Raw genomic sequence first — 20,101 nt, forward strand, 5'->3', positions numbered from 1 at the left:
TTTATGACTGAGCAGTACGAACAGTTCGTTGTTCAATGCGTTTTTCAAATGTACCTAAAATCAATCGATTAACATAGATACCTGGTGTATGGATTTGGTCTGGGTCTAGCTCGCCAGGTTCAACTATCTCTTCAACTTCAACGACGGTAATTTTTCCTGCCGTTGCTGCCATAGGATTAAAGTTACGTGCTGTTTTTCTAAAAACCAAATTACCGTAACGGTCGGCTTTCCAGGCTTTAACAATGGCAAAGTCGCCTTTAATTGCGGGCTCAAGGATATACATTCTACCGTCTATTTCACGCTCTTCTTTACCTTCTGCTACCGGTGTTCCATAACCTGTTGCCGTAAAAAAAGCGGGTATACCAGCACCACCAGCTCGCATTTTTTCAGCTAAAGTGCCTTGTGGTGTGAGTTCTACTTCTAATTCGCCATTCATCATTTGGCGTTCAAATTCAGCGTTTTCACCAACATATGATGCAACAATTTTTTTGATTTGACGGTCTTGCAGTAACACACCTAAACCGAAATCATCGACACCACAGTTATTTGAAACCATCGTTAATGCTTTAGTGCCTTTGCGCTTTATTTCACTAATTAGGTTTTCTGGGATACCACATAAACCAAAGCCACCCGAGATAACGGTCATGCCGTCTTCAAGTCCTGCCATCGCTTCTTCATAGCTTGCTACTACTTTGTCAAATCCGGCCATTATTTAATCCTCATTACATTTATTTCTATGGAGTATTTATCATACATCGTCATTTATTATTATATTTATTACTGTGCACGGTAAGCATTAGAAACTTTAGATGCCGGGGTTTTACCTAATTTATCACTGATAAACCAACCGGCATGGACTAACTTATCTAAATTAATACCGCTATTAATACCTAAACCATTGAGTAAATAAACCACATCTTCAGTGGCAACATTACCTGAAGCGCCCTTAGCATAAGGGCAACCACCCGATCCAGCAATGGCACTATCAATAACGGCAATACCATTTTGTAAAGCGGTGTAAATGTTAGTTAACGCCTGACCATAGGTATCATGAAAATGAACCGCTAGTTTAGCCTTAGGTACACGGGCACTAACCGCTTGTAACATCTTCTGTACATTAACAGGTGTGCCTACACCAACCGTATCGCCAAGCGATATTTCATAACAGCCCATTTGGTAAAGTTTTTCAGCCACTTCAGCCACTTTTTCTGGTGATACTTCACCCTCGTAAGGACAACCGACAACACAAGAAACATAGCCACGTACCGGAATGTTTAATTTTTTGGCTGCAGCCATTATCGGTTCAAATCGCTCAAGGCTTTCAGCAATTGAACAGTTAATGTTTTTTTGACTAAACGCTTCAGAGGCCGCGCCAAAAATGGCAACTTCGCTGGCATTAACCGCTACAGCCGCTTCAAAACCTTTCATATTTGGCGTGAGGGCAGCGTAAGTGACCCCTTTTTTACGTGCTATTCCATTGAAAACATCAGCCGATGTTGCCATTTGAGGCACCCATTTCGGAGAAACAAAGCTGCCACTCTCAATGTAAGTGACTCCGGCATCACTGAGCAGATTAATTAAGGCAATTTTATCTTCGGCACTGATTTGTTGTTTTTCATTTTGTAGGCCATCACGCGGGCCAACCTCAACGATTTTTACTTTTTTAGGTAAGGTATTATTAGCAAGGGAGCTCATTATGATTCCTGTGGCGTAAAAGCAAGTAATTCGCTGCCGCCATCAACCATGTCACCTTCGGCGTAGAATAAGGTATCAATGGTACCGTCTTCAGGTGCTCGAATGGTGTGCTCCATTTTCATCGCTTCCATGATCATTAAGGGTTGGTCCTTAGTCACACTATCGCCGGCTTTGACTAACACGCTGACCATAGTACCGTTCATCGGTGCTAATAGGCCGCCATGATTATCATCAGCATTGTTGTCACCACAATCAGGTTTAATATGAATAAAGTTAAAAACGCCATTTTGACGATATAAGCTAATTTGATCACCTGAACTGTCAATGTTGTGGGCGATAGTGGCTTGACTGCGATAGCCATCAATACTGACATGGAGTGTGTCACCGGCAATTCGACCTTGGCAATCAACTGTTCGTCCTGCAACTGAAATTAAATAGTAACTACGATTACCTTGACGTTTCTGTTCAACAGTCACTGGATATTCAATATCATTATGAGCAAGAACTACTCGGTGATTATGCGCTTCGTTAGAGCGCCACGCCGAGGTATTATTCCAAGGAGAAAAAGGATCTTTGGTCGTTGCTGCTTTTTGTTTCGCTTGTTCAGCCAGTGAAAGCACTAAATACAAAGCTGCCATCGGTAATTCGTCGGCTAACGCTTGTTTGTTATCATGAAATATTTCACTGTCGTATTTCTCGATAAAGCTGGTATCTATTTCTTCATTAATAAACGGTTTTGATGTCGCTAAGTTATAAAGAAAATCAATATTGGTGGTAACACCTTTAATACGATATTCCGACAAGGCTTTTGTTAAGCGTTGCAGTGCTTTTTCACGATTTTCATCCCAGACAATTAGCTTGGCTATCATAGGATCGTAAAATACACTCACCTCATCACCTTGACGAACACCGGTATCAACACGAACATGTGCGCTTTCTGCTGGCGGTTGTAAAAAATCTAGCGTGCCCGTTGCGGGTAAAAAATCATTATTTGGGTCTTCAGCGTAAATTCGCGCTTCAAAAGAGTGGCCATTAATGACTAACTGTTCTTGTGTTTTTGGTAAAACTTCACCAGCAGCAACTCTTAATTGCCATTCGACTAGATCTTGGCCACTGATCATTTCAGTCACCGGGTGCTCTACTTGTAAGCGAGTGTTCATTTCCATAAAGTAGAATGAACCGTCAACATCCAGTAAAAATTCTACCGTGCCTGCGCCTTGATAACCAATAGCCTGGGCAGATTTTATCGCAGATTCGCCCATCGCTTTACGTAGCTTTTCACTCATTTTAAAGGCTGGCGCTTCTTCAATAACTTTTTGATGACGGCGTTGCACTGAACAATCACGTTCAAATAAGTAAACGGCATGTTGATGATTATCACAAAATACTTGAATTTCAACATGGCGAGGTTGTGTTAGATACTTTTCAACCAGCATTCTATCATCACCAAAGGATGACATTGCTTCACGTTTAGCGGCAGCAAAACCTTCACTAAACTCAGCTTCGCTCCACACTTGTCGCATGCCTTTACCACCACCACCGGCGGTAGCTTTTAACAATACCGGATAGCCCATATCGTCAGCCGCTTTTTTAATGATGGCTTCGGATTGATCATCACCATGATAACCAGGGACTAAGGGAACATTGGCTTTTTCCATAATGTTTTTAGCGGCAGACTTTGACCCCATCGCTTCAATGGCCGCAACGGGCGGACCAATAAAAACGATGTTTTCATCGCTACATCGACGACAAAAGTCAGCATTTTCTGAGAGAAAACCATAACCAGGGTGAATGGCTTGAGCGCCAGTACGTTTTGCTGCTTCAATCACTTTCTCTGATAATAAATAGCTTTCGCGAGAGGGCGATGGACCAAGGTAAATGGCTTCATCAGCCATGTTGACATGAAGCGAGTCAGCATCAGCATCAGAATATACGGCAACGGTTAAAATACCCATTTTACGAGCAGTTTTAATTACGCGACAGGCGATTTCACCACGGTTGGCAATAAGAATTTTAGTAAACATTTTAGCTGTTTTAGTTGTTAGTTGAGACATGTTTTTATCCTTCACTCGTCGGTTCTTTTTGCCAGCTTGCTGGTCGTTTTTCAAAAAAAGCAGTTAAGCCTTCTTGGCCTTCTGCAGAAACGCGAATTGATGCGATGCGTTCACTGGTCATGCTAAGTAATTCAAGATTAATTTCTTGATAAGCGACATCTAAAGCAAGTTGTTTTGCTTGACGAACGGCTTTCGGGCCGTTGCTCAATATTGTACTCACCATATCAATAACGGTGCTTTCTAACGCTTCTAACGAAACAATCTCATCAACTAAGCCTAACTGTTGCGCTTTGTCTGCAAAGAAACGTTCTGCCGTTTGAAAGTATCGACGACTGGCTTTTTGGCCAATAGCATTGACGACATAAGGGCTGATGGTCGCAGGAATTAAACCTAATTTAACTTCACTGAGACAAAAGCTGGCTTTATTGCTGGCGATAACAATGTCACAACAACTGGCTAAACCCACTGCGCCGCCAAAAGCAGCACCTTGTATTTGTGCAATAGTGGTTTGCGGTAGAAAATTAAGTGCATGTAACATCTGAGCAAGCGCGTTAGCATCACGTAAGTTTTCTTCATATGAGTAACTGGCCATGCGCTTCATCCACGCTAAGTCAGCCCCAGCAGAAAAACTTTTGCCAGTCGATGCGAGTATCATCAGGTGAATATCGTCGCGTTGGGCTATTTCGATAAATATCATCGTTAATTGGGCGATAATTTTGTCGTCAAAAGCATTGTGCTTGTCAGGATTATTTAAGGTAACTGTTGCTACCCCGTAACGGTCTACGTTAAATAATACTTGACCGGTATTGATCTCTTTTAATGGTGTCATCTTGTTCAGCCCTACATTCTAAAGATACCAAATTTGGTATCCTCAATAGGTTTATTCAACGAAGCAGAAATGGCTAAACCTAATATTTGACGAGTATCAGCAGGGTCAATAATACCATCATCCCATAAGCGAGCTGAAGCATAGTAAGGGTGGCCTTGATGCTCATAAGTATCAATAATCGGTTGTTTAAAGTCAGCTTCTTCTTGCTCGCTCCACGGTTCACCGAGTTTGTCTTTTTGGTCACGTTTAACTTGTGCTAAAACGCCAGCCGCTTGTTCACCGCCCATCACTGAAATACGGGCATTTGGCCACATAAATAAGAAGCGTGGATCGTAAGCACGACCACACATACCATAGTTACCTGCGCCGAAACTACCACCAATTAGCACGGTAAATTTGGGGACTTGTGCCGTGGCAACGGCGGTGACCATTTTTGCACCATGCTTAGCTATACCGCCTGCTTCGTATTGCTTACCGACCATAAATCCGGTGATGTTTTGTAAGAAGACTAAAGGAATTTTTCGTTGTGCACATAATTCAATAAAATGAGCACCTTTTTGAGCTGATTCGCCAAAGAGAATGCCGTTATTGGCGATAATGCCTACGGGGTAGCCAAATATCCGTGCAAAACCACAGACTAAAGTCGTGCCATAAAGGGCTTTAAATTCATCAAAATTACTACCATCAACGACACGGGCGATAATTTCACGAATATCAAAAGGTTGGCGGGCATCTTTGGGTACCACACCGTATATTTCTTGTGCGTCGTAAGCGGGCTCAACAATAGGTTGAATATTCATGGTTACCGGTTTAACACGATTTAAATTACCAACGATACTGCGGGCAATTTCTAAAGCGTGATGATCATTTTGTGCGTAATGATCGGCGACACCAGAGGTACGACAATGTATGTCTGCGCCACCTAAGTCTTCAGCACTAACGACTTCGCCAGTCGCGGCTTTAACTAACGGCGGTCCAGCTAAAAATATAGTGCCTTGTTCTTTAACAATAATAGATTCATCGGCCATTGCGGGTACATAAGCGCCACCTGCAGTACAAGAGCCCATAACAACAGCAATTTGCGGTATGGCTTGTGCTGACATATTTGCTTGATTAAAGAATATGCGACCAAAGTGTTCTCTATCAGGGAAAACCTCGTCTTGGTTAGGCAAGTTAGCGCCACCAGAGTCGACTAAATAAATACAGGGTAAGTTGTTTTCTTGGGCAATCGTTTGTGCGCGAAGATGTTTTTTTACCGTTAGCGGAAAATAGGTTCCGCCTTTTACGGTAGCGTCGTTAGCGACAATAACACACTCTTGTCCACCAACTCGGCCAATGCCGGTGATAATACCAGCAGCGGGAACATCTGCTTCATAAACTTCATAAGCGGCTAGTTGAGATAATTCTAAAAATGGTGAGCCAGCATCAAGTAGGGCATTAACGCGATCGCGTGGTAATAATTTACCGCGAGATAAATGACGATCACGGCTGCGCTGTCCGCCACCTAATTTTATTTGCTCAAGCTTTACTTTTAAATCGTCTACTTGAACTTGCATATGAGCAGCGTTTTCAATGAATTCTGGGCTGCGTACATTGATTTTTGAAATTATTTTAGCCACGATATTTGCCTTTATTATGGAATTTTATCAGTAAGAACATTAGCTTTAATGTTACGCGCTAAACAAGAGCAGTGTGGCTCTCATCAGCCTCTCTAAATCGAGAGGCTGTAGCAAGTTATAACCTTATATAGACTCGGCGAATAACTCTCGACCTATTAGCATACGACGAATTTCTGAAGTACCTGCGCCAATTTCATATAATTTAGCATCACGTAACAAACGACCTGCTGGAAATTCATTGATGTAACCATTTCCGCCAAGTAATTGAATAGCATCTAAGGCCATTTTTGTCGCAAGTTCTGCAGCAACTAAGATAACACCGGCCGCATCTTTACGTGTGGTTTCACCTCTGTCGGCCGCTTGTGCACATAAATAAGCATAAGATTTAGCCGCATTCATTTGGGTGTACATATCGGCAATTTTACCTTGGATCAATTGGAACTCACCAATGGATTGACCGAACTGTTTGCGGTCATGAATATAAGGAACAACTAAGTCCATACACGCATCCATAATACCTAAAGGTCCACCGGTTAATACGATACGCTCGTAATCAAGGCCAGACATTAAGACTCGAACGCCTTTACCTTCTTCACCTAAAATGTTTTCTGCTGGTACTTCACAGTCTTGGAAAACTAATTCACAGGTGTTTGAACCGCGCATACCTAATTTGTCTAATTTTTGATGACGAGAAAAACCTGGGTAATCACGCTCAACGATAAAAGCAGTAATGCCTTTTGAACCCGCTGAAGTATCAGTCTTTGCGTAAATAACATAAACGTTGGCATCAGGACCATTGGTGATCCACATTTTGTTGCCATTTAAAATATACTTGTCGCCTTTTTTGTCGGCGCGCAATTTCATGCTGACTACATCAGAACCTGCATTAGGTTCACTCATCGCTAATGCGCCAATATGCTCACCGCTACAAAGTTTTGGTAAATATTTAGCTTTTTGTTCATGCGAACCGTTTTTGTTTAATTGATTTAAACAAAGGTTAGACATAGCACCGTAACTTAGACCAACAGAAGCAGACGCACGTGAAATTTCTTGCATTGCCACCATATGTTCTAAATAGCCTAAGCCTGAACCGCCATATTCTTCGTCAACGGTCATGCCTAATAAGCCTAAATCACCAAATTTGCGCCATAAATCATTTGGGAATTCGTTATCAATATCTATTTGTGCGGCACGTGGAGCAATTTCGTCACGAGAGAAAGCGTTAACTGACTCGCGGATCATCTCAACGGTTTCGCCTAGATTAAAGTTTAATGATGAAAAAGTAGAAATCATGTTATTTCCTTAGCTTAGTTAGCTACGTAAAGTTATGCGTTAGGTTTTTGTATTGTCGATAGCTGATAAAGTAGCTAAACAGCTTTCTTCTAAATTTGTTAATTCCATCAACACCACTTTTATATCGTCGAGTTGTTGATGTAAGTCTGATTTTTTTTGTTCAATAATATCCATCATCAGTTTTAATTGGCTGGCGCTGGTATTGTCTAAATCGTATAATTCAAAGATGCGACCTGTTTCGGCTAATGAAAACCCCAAGCGTTTACCGCGTAAAATTAACTTTAGTCGAACTTTATCTCTTTGGTTATAAATTCGAGTTTGTCCTTTGCGAGTCGGGGCAAGCAAGCCTTGATCTTCGTAAAAACGAATACTGCGAGTCGTAATATCGAACTCTTTAGAAAGATCGCTGATTGAAAAAGTCCGTGCTTTTAATTCTGCCATGAAAAACTCTACATTTATGTTATGCACTCACCTTACAGGAAGTTTACGTTAACGTAAAGTAAGAGCTTTTTTCATCAAGCTGCTAATAAATATCCCGTCAATAATTTACCCGCTCAGTTAAAATCGTTACTATATAAATTGGCTATAATTGTGTCCTTACTATTAAAGTTTACGTTGGCGTAAACGTCAAATATAAGTTATGGTGTTAATCATTAATTTATCCCTTTTTATTTTTATCTCGGAGAGCTTTCATGTCTACTACAGATCCTATTGTTATTGTTTCAGCGTCTAGAACCCCTATGGGTGGTTTTATGGGCGGATTATCTGCTGTAACTTCACCTGACTTAGGCGCAACGGCTATACGCGGCGCACTTGCTGCGGCAAATATTGCTAACGATCAAGTTGATGAAGTAATCATGGGGTGTGTATTGCCTGCAGGTTTAAAACAAGCGCCTGCTCGTCAAGCAGCTTTGGCGGCTGATTTGGCATTATCAACAGTTTGTACCACCATTAATAAAGTCTGTGGCTCTGGAATGAAAGCTGCAATGCAAGCACATGATTCACTGATGGCTGGCTCTATTAATGTTGCTGTTGCCGGTGGTATGGAAAGCATGACTAATGCACCGCACCTTTTACCTAAAGGTCGCAGTGGTATAAAAATGGGACATGGTCAAATTCTTGATCATATGATGACTGATGGTTTAGAAAATGCCTATGATGGTATAGCTATGGGGTGTTTCGCACAAGAAACTGCCGATGATGCTGGGTTTACTCGTGAAGACATGGATGAATATGCTATTCGCTCATTAGCACGTGCCAATGCAGCGATTGCTGCCGGTGCTTTCGAAAATGAAATATCGCCAGTAACGATTAAATCTCGTCGTGGCGACTCTGTCTTTGCAATAGATGAACAGCCGGGTAATGCCCGCCCTGATAAAATACCTTCATTACGTGCCGCTTTTAAAAGAGACGGGACTATTACGGCTGCAAACTCTAGCTCTATTTCAGATGGTGCTGCGGCATTAGTGATGATGAAACAGTCAGAAGCAGAAAAACGTGGTCTACGCCCTTTATGTAAAATTGTTGCTCATGCAACGCATGCACAAAAACCTGAAGAGTTTACGGTAGCACCCGTTGGCGCAATGAATAAAGTTTTAGCAAAAGCAAACTGGACGGCTGCAGATGTTGATCTATGGGAAATTAATGAAGCATTTGCCATGGTTACCATGTTAGCGATTAAAGAGTTAGCCTTAGATGTTGAAAAAGTGAATGTCAATGGTGGCGCTTGTGCACTGGGTCATCCTTTAGGTGCTAGTGGTGCTCGTATTATGGTAACGCTAATCCATGCATTGAAAAACAAAGGTTTATCAAAAGGTTTAGCCTCTCTTTGTATTGGTGGTGGTGAAGCTACAGCGATTGCGGTTGAAATGTTTTAGACCATTAAGTTCGCTGTTATTTTCAGGTAATGCTGATAAAAATTAAATTTTTAAAGCCGCTATGTTAAGTCATTGCGGCTTTTTTATTAATGCTCAATTGATTGCACAGACGTATTTTGAACAAAGACAAGGGTTTTAGCTAGTGGAGTAGTGCGATAATTTTTTCACCATAAAGCTCAAGTTTTGTTTTACCTATACCATTAACGTTTAATAGTTGCGCTGAGTTTTTGGGATTAGCTTTGGCTATATCCATTAAGGTAGCGTCATGAAAAATAACGAATGATGGTACATTTCTCTCTTTTGCCCATAATGCTCTTTGTTGCTTGAGCTTTTCAAATACGGTTTCTTCTTGTGTTGATAAATTGCTGGCATTAGGTTGTTTTGATTTTCGCGCAAGCTTTGCCTTACCGTATTCTCTTACCTTGAGTTGTATGGTCAGTTCGCCTTTTAATAAAGGTCGAGATTTTTCAGTAAGTTTTAAAGCGCCATATTCCATTTCTACGGCTAAATATCCCATTGAAATGAGTTGCCTAAACACAGTTTGCCATTCCTCTGCTTTATGCTCTTTACCAATACCATAGGTAGAAAGTTGTTGGTGATTGACCTGAATAACTTTAGGGGTTTGCTTACCTAACAAGACATCAATTTGATGGCCTACACCAAATCTTTGGCCCGTTCGATAAACCGTTGAAAGTGCTTTTCTAGCGGCAGCAGTGCCATCCCATGTTATGGGTGGATTCAAACAGTTATCACAATTTCCACAAGGCTCAGCTAACGTTTCACCAAAATAATTGAGTAATACTTGCCGGCGGCAAGAGCACACTTCGCAATAACCAAGCAGGGCATCAATTTTACGTTGAGTTATAAACTTGAACTGTTCATTACCAGTACTTTGACTTGTCATTTGTTTTAGCTTAATAACATCTTGCATGCCATACGCTAACCAAGTATTGGCGGGCATACCATCACGGCCTGCTCGGCCAGTTTCTTGGTAGTAGGCCTCAATACTTTTAGGCAAATTTAAATGGGCAACAAACCTAACATCGGGCTTATCAATACCCATACCAAAGGCAATGGTGGCAACGATTATGATGCCGTCTTCTCTGAGAAAACGTTGTTGATTGCTATCTTTAATATTATTGGCCAAACCTGCATGATAAGGCAAAGCAACTTTTCCTTGTTCACTCAGCCATTGAGCTGTGGCCTCAACAGATTTTCTTGAAAGACAATAAACGATACCGGCATCATTGTTATGTTCGGTATTGATAAATTTAAGGAGCTGTTCTTTGTTATTTTTTTGTTCACTGATCCGATACTGAATATTGGGTCTGTCAAAACTATGAACAAAGATTTTAGCAGCCGTTAAATTTAATACTTGAACAATTTCATCTCGCGTTTTCATATCCGCTGTCGCTGTTAAGGCAATTTTAGGCGTGTGGGGATATCGCTGGCTGATAATGGACAGTTGTTGGTATTCAGGTCTGAAATCGTGACCCCATTGTGAAACACAATGTGCTTCATCAAAGGCAAAGAGTGCAATGGTAATATTATCAATAAGGTTTAGAAAATAATCACTCAATAGTCGCTCTGGCGCAACGTACAATAAGTCGACATTGCCTGATCTTATTAGCTGCTCGACACGATTTTGTTCTTCATGGTCCTGCGACGAATTTAAAAACTCTGCTTTTACGCCTTGTAGTTTTAGCGCATCAACTTGATCTTTCATTAACGCTATTAGTGGCGACACCACTATGCCTACGCCATCACGGACTATCGCTGGTATTTGATAGCATAGTGACTTTCCACCACCGGTTGGCATAAGCGTAAAAACATCTGCGCCACTGATTAATTCACTAATTATTTTCGCTTGTTGATGTCGAAAGTCAGCGTAACCAAAGGTATTTTGTAAAACCGATTTTGCCGTATTGATATCCATATTGATTTCCTTTTTAACGCTAGACAAGTCAGTGAAATTAAATAGCATAGATTAAGTGATATTAAGTGGTGAGTATTAAATAGCGGGTTAAAAGTTAAGTATAGATGATGTTATCGCGTAACCTTGAGTATAGCAGGCAATGATTATTTACTTTTAACGAGCAATTATATGATAAAGGTATCATCAACGCCGTTATAAATGAAGGTGAGTAAAATTAGACTACTATAGTTAACGCTTTGCTATTGTGGTCAACAGTTAGCTATTGGCTAAATAAATTGCTAATACTCGTACTGCTAGTTATTTTTTTAAGCACTGTGACGAGAGTCACGATATTGCTTTGGTGACATTCCTAGCGATTTTTTAAACAGGCGTGAAAAATAGTAAGGGTCGCTATATCCCAAGCCCTCACTAATATCTTTAATAGTCTGTGAGCTATTATCAAGCTCAGAGCAGGCGCGTTGAATTTTCATATTAATAAAGTGCTGTATTGGTGATGTATCGGTGAGTTCTTTAAACTTCTTTGAAAAATGAAATTTAGATAGCTGGCTGTAATGCGCTAATGTATCCAAACTCAATTCTTGATGAAGATTATTGCGCATTAAACGTTCGACCGCATCAATATCAAAAGTAGAACTTTTATTAAAGTCAGTTAAACGCAACTGTAATGCTAAAAAGCTTAAGGTTTGCTGTAAAATATGTACCGCGTGAATAACATTAGTAGCGGTATAGCCGCGGCGACCTAGCGCTAATAAATTGTCAAAATCTCGGATCACTTCATCTACATTCCCGACGTGTGCGAGGCCATCATCCATTTTCATTAATAAACGTTCGGCAAAATTACTGGCGAGATCGCCTTTAAAATTTAACCAATAGACTTTTCCTGACTTGTTTTTAATTTCACTGTTATTTTCTCTGTTAATGGCGGTAAATTTAAAACTCGCATTGGCTGGTATAATAACAAGATCGCCCGATTTAACTTCTCTAACTTTGTTTTTATAGTCTAGAGTTGCGCTAGTTGATTGACAATAAAGTAAGCTGTGATGGTCACTGTTTTTTTTATTTATTTGATAAGAAATATCTGAATGCTTCCCAAGCGATAATGGATAAAGACTGGAGGTTAGCGGATGAACTTGCAATTTTTTCAATAAAAAAACGGGAATAAGTAAACGAATATCATCAATGATAGTTGCTGTTTTTATCGGCTTTGCTGACTTTGATTGTTGAAGCATAATTAATAAGCTACGCGTTTTTATTCCATAACAAGATAGTCCATCAAATTAGCAATAAAATCAATGTTAATACCATTTTCTTTATGATTTAATATTATTAATAAAAAATTTAAATAGCAATTCAGCACCAAAAATTACACCTACAAATATTACACCTATAATGGTGAGTAAGTTAATAAAAGAGAATTCAAAATGACAACTGAAAGATACCAACTCAAGAATAAAATTAGAATTGTCACTGCCGCATCACTTTTTGATGGGCACGATGCTGCGATTAATATTATGCGCCGAATTTTACAATCAAGTGGTGCTGAAGTTATTCATTTGGGCCATGACCGCAGTGTTGAAGAAGTGGTTAATACCGCGATTCAAGAAGATGCTAATGCTATTGCGATGACTTCTTATCAAGGTGGGCATAACGAATATTTTAAATATATGTACGACTTACTTAAAGAACGAGGTTGTGAACATATTCGTATCGTTGGCGGCGGCGGTGGCGTGATACTACCTGACGAAATTAAAATGCTACAAGATTATGGTATTACCCGTATTTATTCTCCTGATGACGGCCGTGCACTGGGTTTATTAGGCATGATTGATGACATGTTAGAGCGCTGTGATTTTAAAACTGGCGTCAATGTTAAAAAAGACGATGTTGCTAATTTAAAGAAAAATGACAAACAAGCGATTGCGCGTTTAATTTCAGCGGCTGAAAATGCGCCAAAAGAAAATAAAGCCGATTTAGAGAAAATTCGTAAAATTGCTTCAGCAAGTAAAACACCGGTATTAGGTATTACCGGTACCGGTGGTGCAGGTAAATCTTCGCTAGTTGATGAATTAATTCGCCGCTTTTTAATGGCAACAGCAGACAGCAAAATTGCCATTGTTTCGGTTGACCCGTCTAAGCGTAAAACCGGTGGTGCATTACTCGGTGACCGAATTCGTATGAATGCGGTAAACAATGATCGCGTTTACATGCGTTCGTTAGCCACACGTCAGTCAAATTTGGCATTGTCTGTTTATGTTAATGACACTTTAGAAATTTTAAAAGCGACCGATTTCGACTTAATTATTCTAGAAACTTCGGGTATTGGTCAATCAGATACCGAAATTGAAGAACATTCCGATGTTTCTTTATATGTGATGACGCCAGAGTACGGCGCGGCAACACAATTAGAAAAAATCGATATGCTCGATTTTGCTGATATTATTGCGCTCAATAAATTTGATAAACGGGGCGCTTTAGATGCCTTGCGTGACGTGAAAAAACAATATAAACGTAACCGTGGCATGTTTGAAGCCGGTGATGATGAAGTACCCGTTTACGGCACGATAGCTTCACAATTTAACGACCGTGGTATGACCGAATTATATAATGCGGTGATCACAGCATTAAACACTAAAGCGGGCTTAATTGTTGGCGATATTCTCTCTACCGAAGGCACATTAGCCAATAAAAGTAGCGTGATCCCAGGTAATCGTATTCGTTATTTATCTGAAATATCAGAAAGTAATCGCGGTTATGATGCTTGGGTTGAAAAACAAACAACGGTTGCACAAAAACTTTATGGTATTCATCAGGCGATTGAAACGGCAAAAGACACTGAAACGGTGGTTTCTGCTGATTTAGTGACGCAACTTGAAGCGCTTTATACTCAAGTCGAATTAGACTTAGACCCTAAAAACAAATTATTACTCGAGCAATGGGCGACTAAAGTTCAGCGTTATAAAGACCCTGAATTTAAATTTAAAGTACGAGACAAAGAACTGTCGATAGCCACTCATTCAAAATCACTTTCTGGTAGCGATATCCCTAAAATTAGTATGCCTAAATATCAGGGGTGGGGCGATATCTTAAAGTGGAACTTACAAGAAAATGTACCGGGTGAATTTCCGTATACCGCTGGTTTATTCCCCTTTAAGCGTGAAGGCGAAGACCCAACACGTATGTTCGCGGGTGAAGGCGGCCCAGAAAGAACCAACCGTCGTTTTCATTATGTTTCAAAAGGTATGCCGGCTAAACGCTTATCAACAGCATTTGATTCAGTGACCCTATACGGTAACGATCCAGCTATTCGTCCTGATATTTATGGAAAAATAGGTAATGCCGGCGTTTCTATTTGTTGTTTAGATGATGCCAAGAAACTGTATTCTGGTTTTGACTTAGCCCATGCGATGACGTCAGTTTCCATGACCATTAATGGCCCTGCGCCGATGTTGTTAGGTTTTTTCTTGAATACCGCTATCGATCAACAATGTGAGCGTTTTATTACCGAAAATGGTTTGGAAAAAGAAGTAGCCGCAACCATAGCTAAAATTTATAAAGACAAAGGCTGTGAACGTCCAAGCTATCAAGGTGAATTACCCGATGGCAACGACGGTTTAGGTTTGATGTTAATTGGTGTTACTGGCGATCAAGTTTTACCTCCAGCGGTATATCAAGCGATAAAAGCTAAAACCTTAACGCTAGTGCGTGGCACGGTACAAGCCGATATTTTAAAAGAAGATCAAGCGCAAAATACCTGTATTTTCTCCACTGAATTTGCCCTACGTTTAATGGGTGATGTGCAAGAGTACTTTATTGAAAAAGGTGTGCGTAATTTCTATTCAGTGTCTATTTCTGGCTATCATATAGCAGAAGCTGGTGCGAATCCGATCACTCAATTGGCGTTAACGTTGGCAAACGGTTTTACTTTTGTTGAATATTACTTAAGCCGCGGTATGGACATTAATGAATTTGGTCCTAACTTATCGTTTTTCTTCTCAAACGGTATCGACCCAGAATACGCTGTCATTGGCCGAGTGGCTCGTCGTATTTGGTCAAAAGCGATGAAGAATAAATATGGTGCCAATGCTCGTGCACAAATGTTGAAATATCATATTCAAACATCAGGTCGTTCATTGCATGCTCAAGAAATTGATTTCAATGATATTCGTACCACATTACAAGCACTTTATGCGATAAACGATAACTGTAACTCTTTGCATACTAATGCTTATGATGAAGCTATTACTACGCCTACCGAAGACAGTGTTCGTCGTGCGATGGCGATTCAATTAATCATCAACCGTGAATTAGGACTTTCTAAAAATGAAAACCCTATTCAAGGCGCGTTCATTATTGAAGAGTTAACTGACTTAGTTGAAGATGCGGTATTAACTGAATTTGATCGTATTAACGAACGTGGTGGTGTACTTGGTGCCATGGAAACTATGTATCAGCGTGGTAAAATTCAAGAAGAAAGTATGTATTACGAGCATTTAAAGCACTCAGGTGAATATCCTATTATAGGTGTAAATACTTTCCTTAGTTCAACGGGCTCGCCAACGATTGTGCCTGAAGAAGTTATTCGCGCTACCGAAGAAGAAAAAACTTATCAAATTGATATGTTAGCGAGTTTAAACAAAGCTAATGCAGCAGAAGTAGAAGTCTTACTTAAGCGTTTACAAACAGCCGCCATTAATCATGAAAATATTTTTGAATTAATGATGGATGCTTGTAAGGTTTGTTCTTTAGGGCAAATTGTTAGTTCGTTATTTGAAGCAGGCGGTCAATATCGTCGCAATATGTAACACTAGTAGATAGTCAGTTTATTAGATTAGAGTAAAGTAGTGCCTGTGCACTACTTATGCTTTGATGTTAATTCTTCATACACCTTTATTTAGATAATTGAATAGGAATAATTATGTCAACGTTGATCACGGAGTTAAGGCAAGTACCAGAAAAATTTACGGCTTTTCGTATTCATCAAATACAAGAGGGTGATAAGAAAAAAATCACCAGTGGGTTTGAGCAAGTTGGTATTGATGATTTAACCGCAGGTGAAGTGGTTATTAAAGTCGCCTATTCAGACATTAATTATAAAGATGCTCTAGCTGCCACAGGGAAAGGAAGAATCTTACGTACTTATCCCTTAGTAGGCGGTATTGATTTGTCGGGTGTTGTGGTTAGCTCTGTTGATGACAGGTTTGAAGCCGGCGATAAAGTGCTGGTTTGCGGCGCACAATTATCTGAACTCTATGATGGTGGTTACAGTGAGTATGCGCGGGTAAAAGCAGATTCAGTCGTGGCATTGCCAACAGGCATGAGTTTACGTGATGCGATGGCACTCGGTACCGCAGGATATACTGCCGCTCTTGCTATTCAGCGTATGGAAGATAATGGTCAAATTCCAGAGCGAGGTCCTATTGTCGTCACTGGCGCTACCGGTGGTGTTGGTAGTTTTGCTATTAATATGCTGTCAAATATTGGTTATGAAGTGATTGCTTTTACGGGTAAAACAGAACAAGAAGATTATTTAAAAGCGCTCGGTGCGGTTAAGCTTATTAGTCGTCATGATATTGAAATGGGCAGCAAACCGCTAGAAAATGCACAGTGGGGTGGGGCGGTCGATAGTGTTGGCGGTGAAACGTTAGCTTGGTTAACACGCACCACTCATGTTTGGGGAAATATTGCTTCAATTGGTTTAGCCGGTGGCTTCAAATTAGAGACCACTGTTATGCCCTTTATATTAAGAGGCGTGAGCCTACTTGGTATTAACTCAGTCGAAATGCCACTTTCAGTGCGCACGCAAGGATGGAAAAGATTAGCAACAGATTTAAAACCAACAAAACTTGATCTGATTTCTCCTACGACCATTGAATTTCGAGACTTAGGGAATGCATTTGACGCTTACGTCGATGGCACGGTTACCGGACGAACTGTCGTAGCGATTGATGCTAGTCTTTAAATAGCTATCAAAGAGAACATTAACCCGTAAAAAATCGGAGCTAAATTAAATGACAGATGTGATATTTAAAGAGTTAAGCAGTAATAATAATAAACTGATAGCTATAGCAGAACTTAATGCGCCTAAATCGCTTAATGCATTAAATCTTTCGATGATTAAGCTGTTAACCAAAAAACTGTCGTCTTGGCAGCAAGATGACAATATCGCGATGGTTATTTTACAGGGCGCGGGTGAAAAAGCGTTTTGTGCTGGTGGAGATGTTGTTAGCCTGTATCACTATTTACACGAACTAGACACACCAATAGATGATGATGTCATTACATCAGGCTTCGCTAATGAATTTTTTAGTGAAGAATATGTACTTGACCAATTAATTCATAATTTTAATAAACCCATTATGATCTGGGGAGATGGTTATATCATGGGCGGCGGCATAGGTTTATTTGCTGGTGCTAGTCATCGTGTAACCACAGAGCGCACTTTGATGGCAATGCCAGAAGTATCAATAGGGCTATTTCCTGATGTAGGGTCGAGTTGGTTTTTAAATAAAACACCAGAAGATCTTGGTTTGTTTTTAGGGATCACCGGTGCTGTGTTTAATGCCGTAGATGCTAATTATCTTGGCTTGTCGGATTATATTATTGATAGTTCATCTAAAAATGGTGTTTTTGATCACTTACTAACAGTTGACTGGCAAGACAATGATCGAAATAACTCTCTGCTAAAGCAAGCATTGACCGAGTTTTCGAACCGTTTTGAACACCATTTACCCAATGAGGTAAAAAACAATGAAGTGGCTATAGCAAAATTATTAGCTTTCGATAATATTGCTGATATACACACAGCGATTTTAAATGTACAAACAGACAATAATTGGCTGAATAAGGCAAAAAACAAATTACTGGCGGGTAGCCCATTGAGTGCTTGTATTATATATAGGCAGTTACAAACGACTAAAACGTTAAGTTTGAGTGAATGTTTTACTTCAGAGTTAAATTTAATCCTTCGTTGTTGTCAGTATACTGAAGCTCGCGAAGGTATTAGGGCATTATTAGTCGATAAAGACAAAAATCCAAATTGGGCTTTTTCAAATATTAGTGATGTTGACCATAAATTAGTTGATTGGTTTTTTAGCGCTATCAACGAACAAATATAATAGAGATAAAGGAAAAATAATGGATTTGAATGATAAAGTTATCGTCATCACCGGCGGTGGACAAGGCCTAGGACGTTCTATGGCTATTAGCTTAGCAACGAATGGTGCTAAATTAGCGTTAATCGATTTAAATGAAACGTTACTACAAGAAACAGTAAAACTTATTGAAGCAGCAGGTTCATCGGCAAAGTATTATTTAGCCAACGTCACCAATGAAAGTGAAGTAGAAGCTATTTTTAGCCAGATTAATGATGATTTTTCAGGTATCGACGGCTTAATTAACAATGCCGGCATTTTACGTGACGGTATGTTCGTTAAAGCTAAAGATGGAGTCGTTGCTAAGAAAATGTCATTGGATCAGTTTCAATCAGTCATCGATGTTAATTTAACGGGTGTTTTCTTATGTGGTCGCGAAGCTGCTGTTCACATGATTGAAGGTAAACGTAAAGGTGTCATTATTAATATGTCGTCCATCGCAAGAGCCGGTAATATGGGACAAACCAATTATGCTGCATCTAAAGCGGGTGTTGTCGCGATGACCGTTACTTGGGCGCGCGAGTTAGGGCGTCATGGTATTCGCGTTGGTGCTATTGCCCCTGGTGTTATTCGCACCGCAATGACTGATGCGATGAAACCAGAAATGCGCGACCGTTTAGAAAAAATGAAACCTGTTGGCCGCTTAGGTGAAGCAGATGAAATTGCTCACACCGTAAAGTATATTTTTGAAAATGAGTTTTTTACCGGCCGTGTCGTAGAAATTGATGGCGGTCTTTGCATGTAACAAATATCTGCTGTTTATTAACAGCAGATATTGAGCAAAATGTCGTTCTTAGATATCTATACTGCAAATCATTTGTTAATTCGTGCAGCAAAATATTTAAGAGCGATGGCTTAATTAATCTATCAAAAAACCTATCATTAGCCGCTGAGTCAAAAGAAATTAACTATGAAAAAAGCACTGTTTTTAGACAGGGACGGCATTATCAATGTTGACCATGGTTACGTTTATAAAAAAGAAGCATTTGAATTTGTCGAAGATATCTTTACTGTTTGTTTGGATGCGCACAATAAAGGTTATGAAATATTTGTCATTACTAACCAATCGGGTATTGCTAGAGGCAAATATACTGTTGAGCAATTTAATCAACTGACTCTGTGGATGGTAAAGCAATTTAAATCGAAAGGGATCGTAATTGCAGATGTCTATCATTGCCCTCATCATCCAGATAAAGGCGTTGGTGAATACAAGGTGGCCTGTGATTGTAGAAAACCAGAACCTGGTATGATTTTATCAGCTGCTAAAAAGCATGACATTGATTTGGCAAAGAGTATTTTTATTGGTGATAAAGTATCAGATATGCAGGCTGCTGAGCGTGCTGGTATAAAAAGTAGGATATTGCTTGTTGATCAATATAGCGATAATGAGGCGATTAAAGCAGACCGTATCAATAAAATTAGCGAAGCTAGCGCGTATATTAGCTAAATTGTTCGATAAATAAGCGAACAAACATTTATTTCAAAGTTATTACAAAAAAGGGTTGACGCCCAGCGAGAAATCTCTAGAATGCGCTCCAGTTCCAAGGGGTTCAGTCAAAACGAACCACGAAAGAGCTGTTTTGATAAGTTATCTACATCACTTTAGAGTAAAGTAGTTAACTTAACGTTTTATAGATAAGGTTTGAA

At 39.9% G+C, this 20,101-nt stretch carries 15 protein-coding genes; 6 read left to right on the top strand and 9 right to left on the bottom strand.

What is annotated here, in order from left to right; translation table 11 throughout:
- Position 1: 1 nt before the first annotated feature.
- The 7 genes from H4J70_RS19155 to H4J70_RS19185 form a co-directional block, all read right to left on the bottom strand.
- Positions 2-709: a CoA transferase subunit A gene (locus H4J70_RS19155; protein WP_182217443.1), complete on the bottom strand. Its 708-nt coding sequence runs from the start codon at positions 707-709 to the stop codon at positions 2-4.
- Between the two features lie 68 nt (positions 710-777).
- Entirely contained in the window at positions 778-1,695 is a 918-nt protein-coding gene (locus H4J70_RS19160; RefSeq protein WP_182251714.1) for a hydroxymethylglutaryl-CoA lyase, read from the bottom strand.
- Positions 1,695-3,719 (bottom strand): acetyl/propionyl/methylcrotonyl-CoA carboxylase subunit alpha, encoded by a 2,025-nt coding sequence (locus tag H4J70_RS19165; protein ID WP_070377225.1) that lies wholly within the window; start codon positions 3,717-3,719, stop codon positions 1,695-1,697. The genes H4J70_RS19160 and H4J70_RS19165 overlap by 1 nt, the downstream gene beginning before the upstream one ends.
- Before the next feature lie 34 nt (positions 3,720-3,753).
- Positions 3,754-4,578 carry an enoyl-CoA hydratase/isomerase family protein gene (locus tag H4J70_RS19170; protein WP_182217447.1) on the bottom strand — a complete coding sequence of 275 codons (825 nt, stop codon included), beginning with the start codon at positions 4,576-4,578 and terminating at the stop codon, positions 3,754-3,756.
- Positions 4,579-4,589: 11 nt separating this feature from the next.
- On the bottom strand, positions 4,590-6,197 hold the full coding sequence (locus tag H4J70_RS19175) for a carboxyl transferase domain-containing protein (RefSeq protein WP_182217449.1): 1,608 nt from the start codon (positions 6,195-6,197) through the stop codon (positions 4,590-4,592).
- 123 nt (positions 6,198-6,320) lie between these two features.
- The gene (locus H4J70_RS19180) at positions 6,321-7,490 is read right to left on the bottom strand and encodes an isovaleryl-CoA dehydrogenase (RefSeq protein WP_182217451.1); all 1,170 of its coding nucleotides are present in this window, start codon (positions 7,488-7,490) and stop codon (positions 6,321-6,323) included.
- A 39-nt stretch (positions 7,491-7,529) separates the two neighbouring features.
- Entirely contained in the window at positions 7,530-7,931 is a 402-nt protein-coding gene (locus H4J70_RS19185; protein WP_070376356.1) for a MerR family DNA-binding transcriptional regulator, read from the bottom strand.
- Positions 7,932-8,182: 251 nt separating this feature from the next.
- Here H4J70_RS19185 and H4J70_RS19190 point away from each other — a divergent pair, with 251 nt between their 5' ends.
- Positions 8,183-9,367 carry an acetyl-CoA C-acyltransferase gene (locus H4J70_RS19190; RefSeq protein WP_182217453.1) on the top strand — a complete coding sequence of 395 codons (1,185 nt, stop codon included), beginning with the start codon at positions 8,183-8,185 and terminating at the stop codon, positions 9,365-9,367.
- 139 nt (positions 9,368-9,506) lie between these two features.
- On the opposite strand, the gene recQ is transcribed toward H4J70_RS19190, so the two are convergent.
- Together recQ and H4J70_RS19200 are read right to left on the bottom strand one after the other, a co-directional pair.
- Entirely contained in the window at positions 9,507-11,303 is a 1,797-nt protein-coding gene (recQ, locus tag H4J70_RS19195; RefSeq protein ID WP_182251715.1) for a DNA helicase RecQ, read from the bottom strand.
- Positions 11,304-11,608: 305 nt separating this feature from the next.
- Entirely contained in the window at positions 11,609-12,532 is a 924-nt protein-coding gene (locus H4J70_RS19200; protein WP_182217457.1) for an AraC family transcriptional regulator, read from the bottom strand.
- A 192-nt stretch (positions 12,533-12,724) separates the two neighbouring features.
- On the opposite strand from H4J70_RS19200, the gene H4J70_RS19205 reads away from it, so the two are divergent.
- The 5 genes from H4J70_RS19205 to gmhB all read left to right on the top strand — a co-directional run bounded on the left by H4J70_RS19205 (position 12,725) and on the right by gmhB (position 19,901).
- Positions 12,725-16,105: a methylmalonyl-CoA mutase family protein gene (locus tag H4J70_RS19205; RefSeq protein ID WP_182217459.1), complete on the top strand. Its 3,381-nt coding sequence runs from the start codon at positions 12,725-12,727 to the stop codon at positions 16,103-16,105.
- 113 nt (positions 16,106-16,218) lie between these two features.
- Positions 16,219-17,262 carry an oxidoreductase gene (locus tag H4J70_RS19210; protein WP_182244837.1) on the top strand — a complete coding sequence of 348 codons (1,044 nt, stop codon included), beginning with the start codon at positions 16,219-16,221 and terminating at the stop codon, positions 17,260-17,262.
- Positions 17,263-17,311: 49 nt separating this feature from the next.
- Positions 17,312-18,418 (top strand): enoyl-CoA hydratase/isomerase family protein, encoded by a 1,107-nt coding sequence (locus H4J70_RS19215; RefSeq protein WP_182251716.1) that lies wholly within the window; start codon positions 17,312-17,314, stop codon positions 18,416-18,418.
- Positions 18,419-18,437: 19 nt separating this feature from the next.
- Entirely contained in the window at positions 18,438-19,199 is a 762-nt protein-coding gene (locus H4J70_RS19220; RefSeq protein ID WP_182217464.1) for an SDR family oxidoreductase, read from the top strand.
- A gap of 165 nt (positions 19,200-19,364) precedes the next feature.
- Positions 19,365-19,901 (top strand): D-glycero-beta-D-manno-heptose 1,7-bisphosphate 7-phosphatase, encoded by a 537-nt coding sequence (gene gmhB / locus H4J70_RS19225; protein WP_182217466.1) that lies wholly within the window; start codon positions 19,365-19,367, stop codon positions 19,899-19,901.
- Positions 19,902-20,101: the final 200 nt, after the last annotated feature.

Source organism: Colwellia sp. BRX8-9 (assembly GCF_014077245.1).
GTDB lineage: Bacteria > Pseudomonadota > Gammaproteobacteria > Enterobacterales > Alteromonadaceae > Colwellia_A.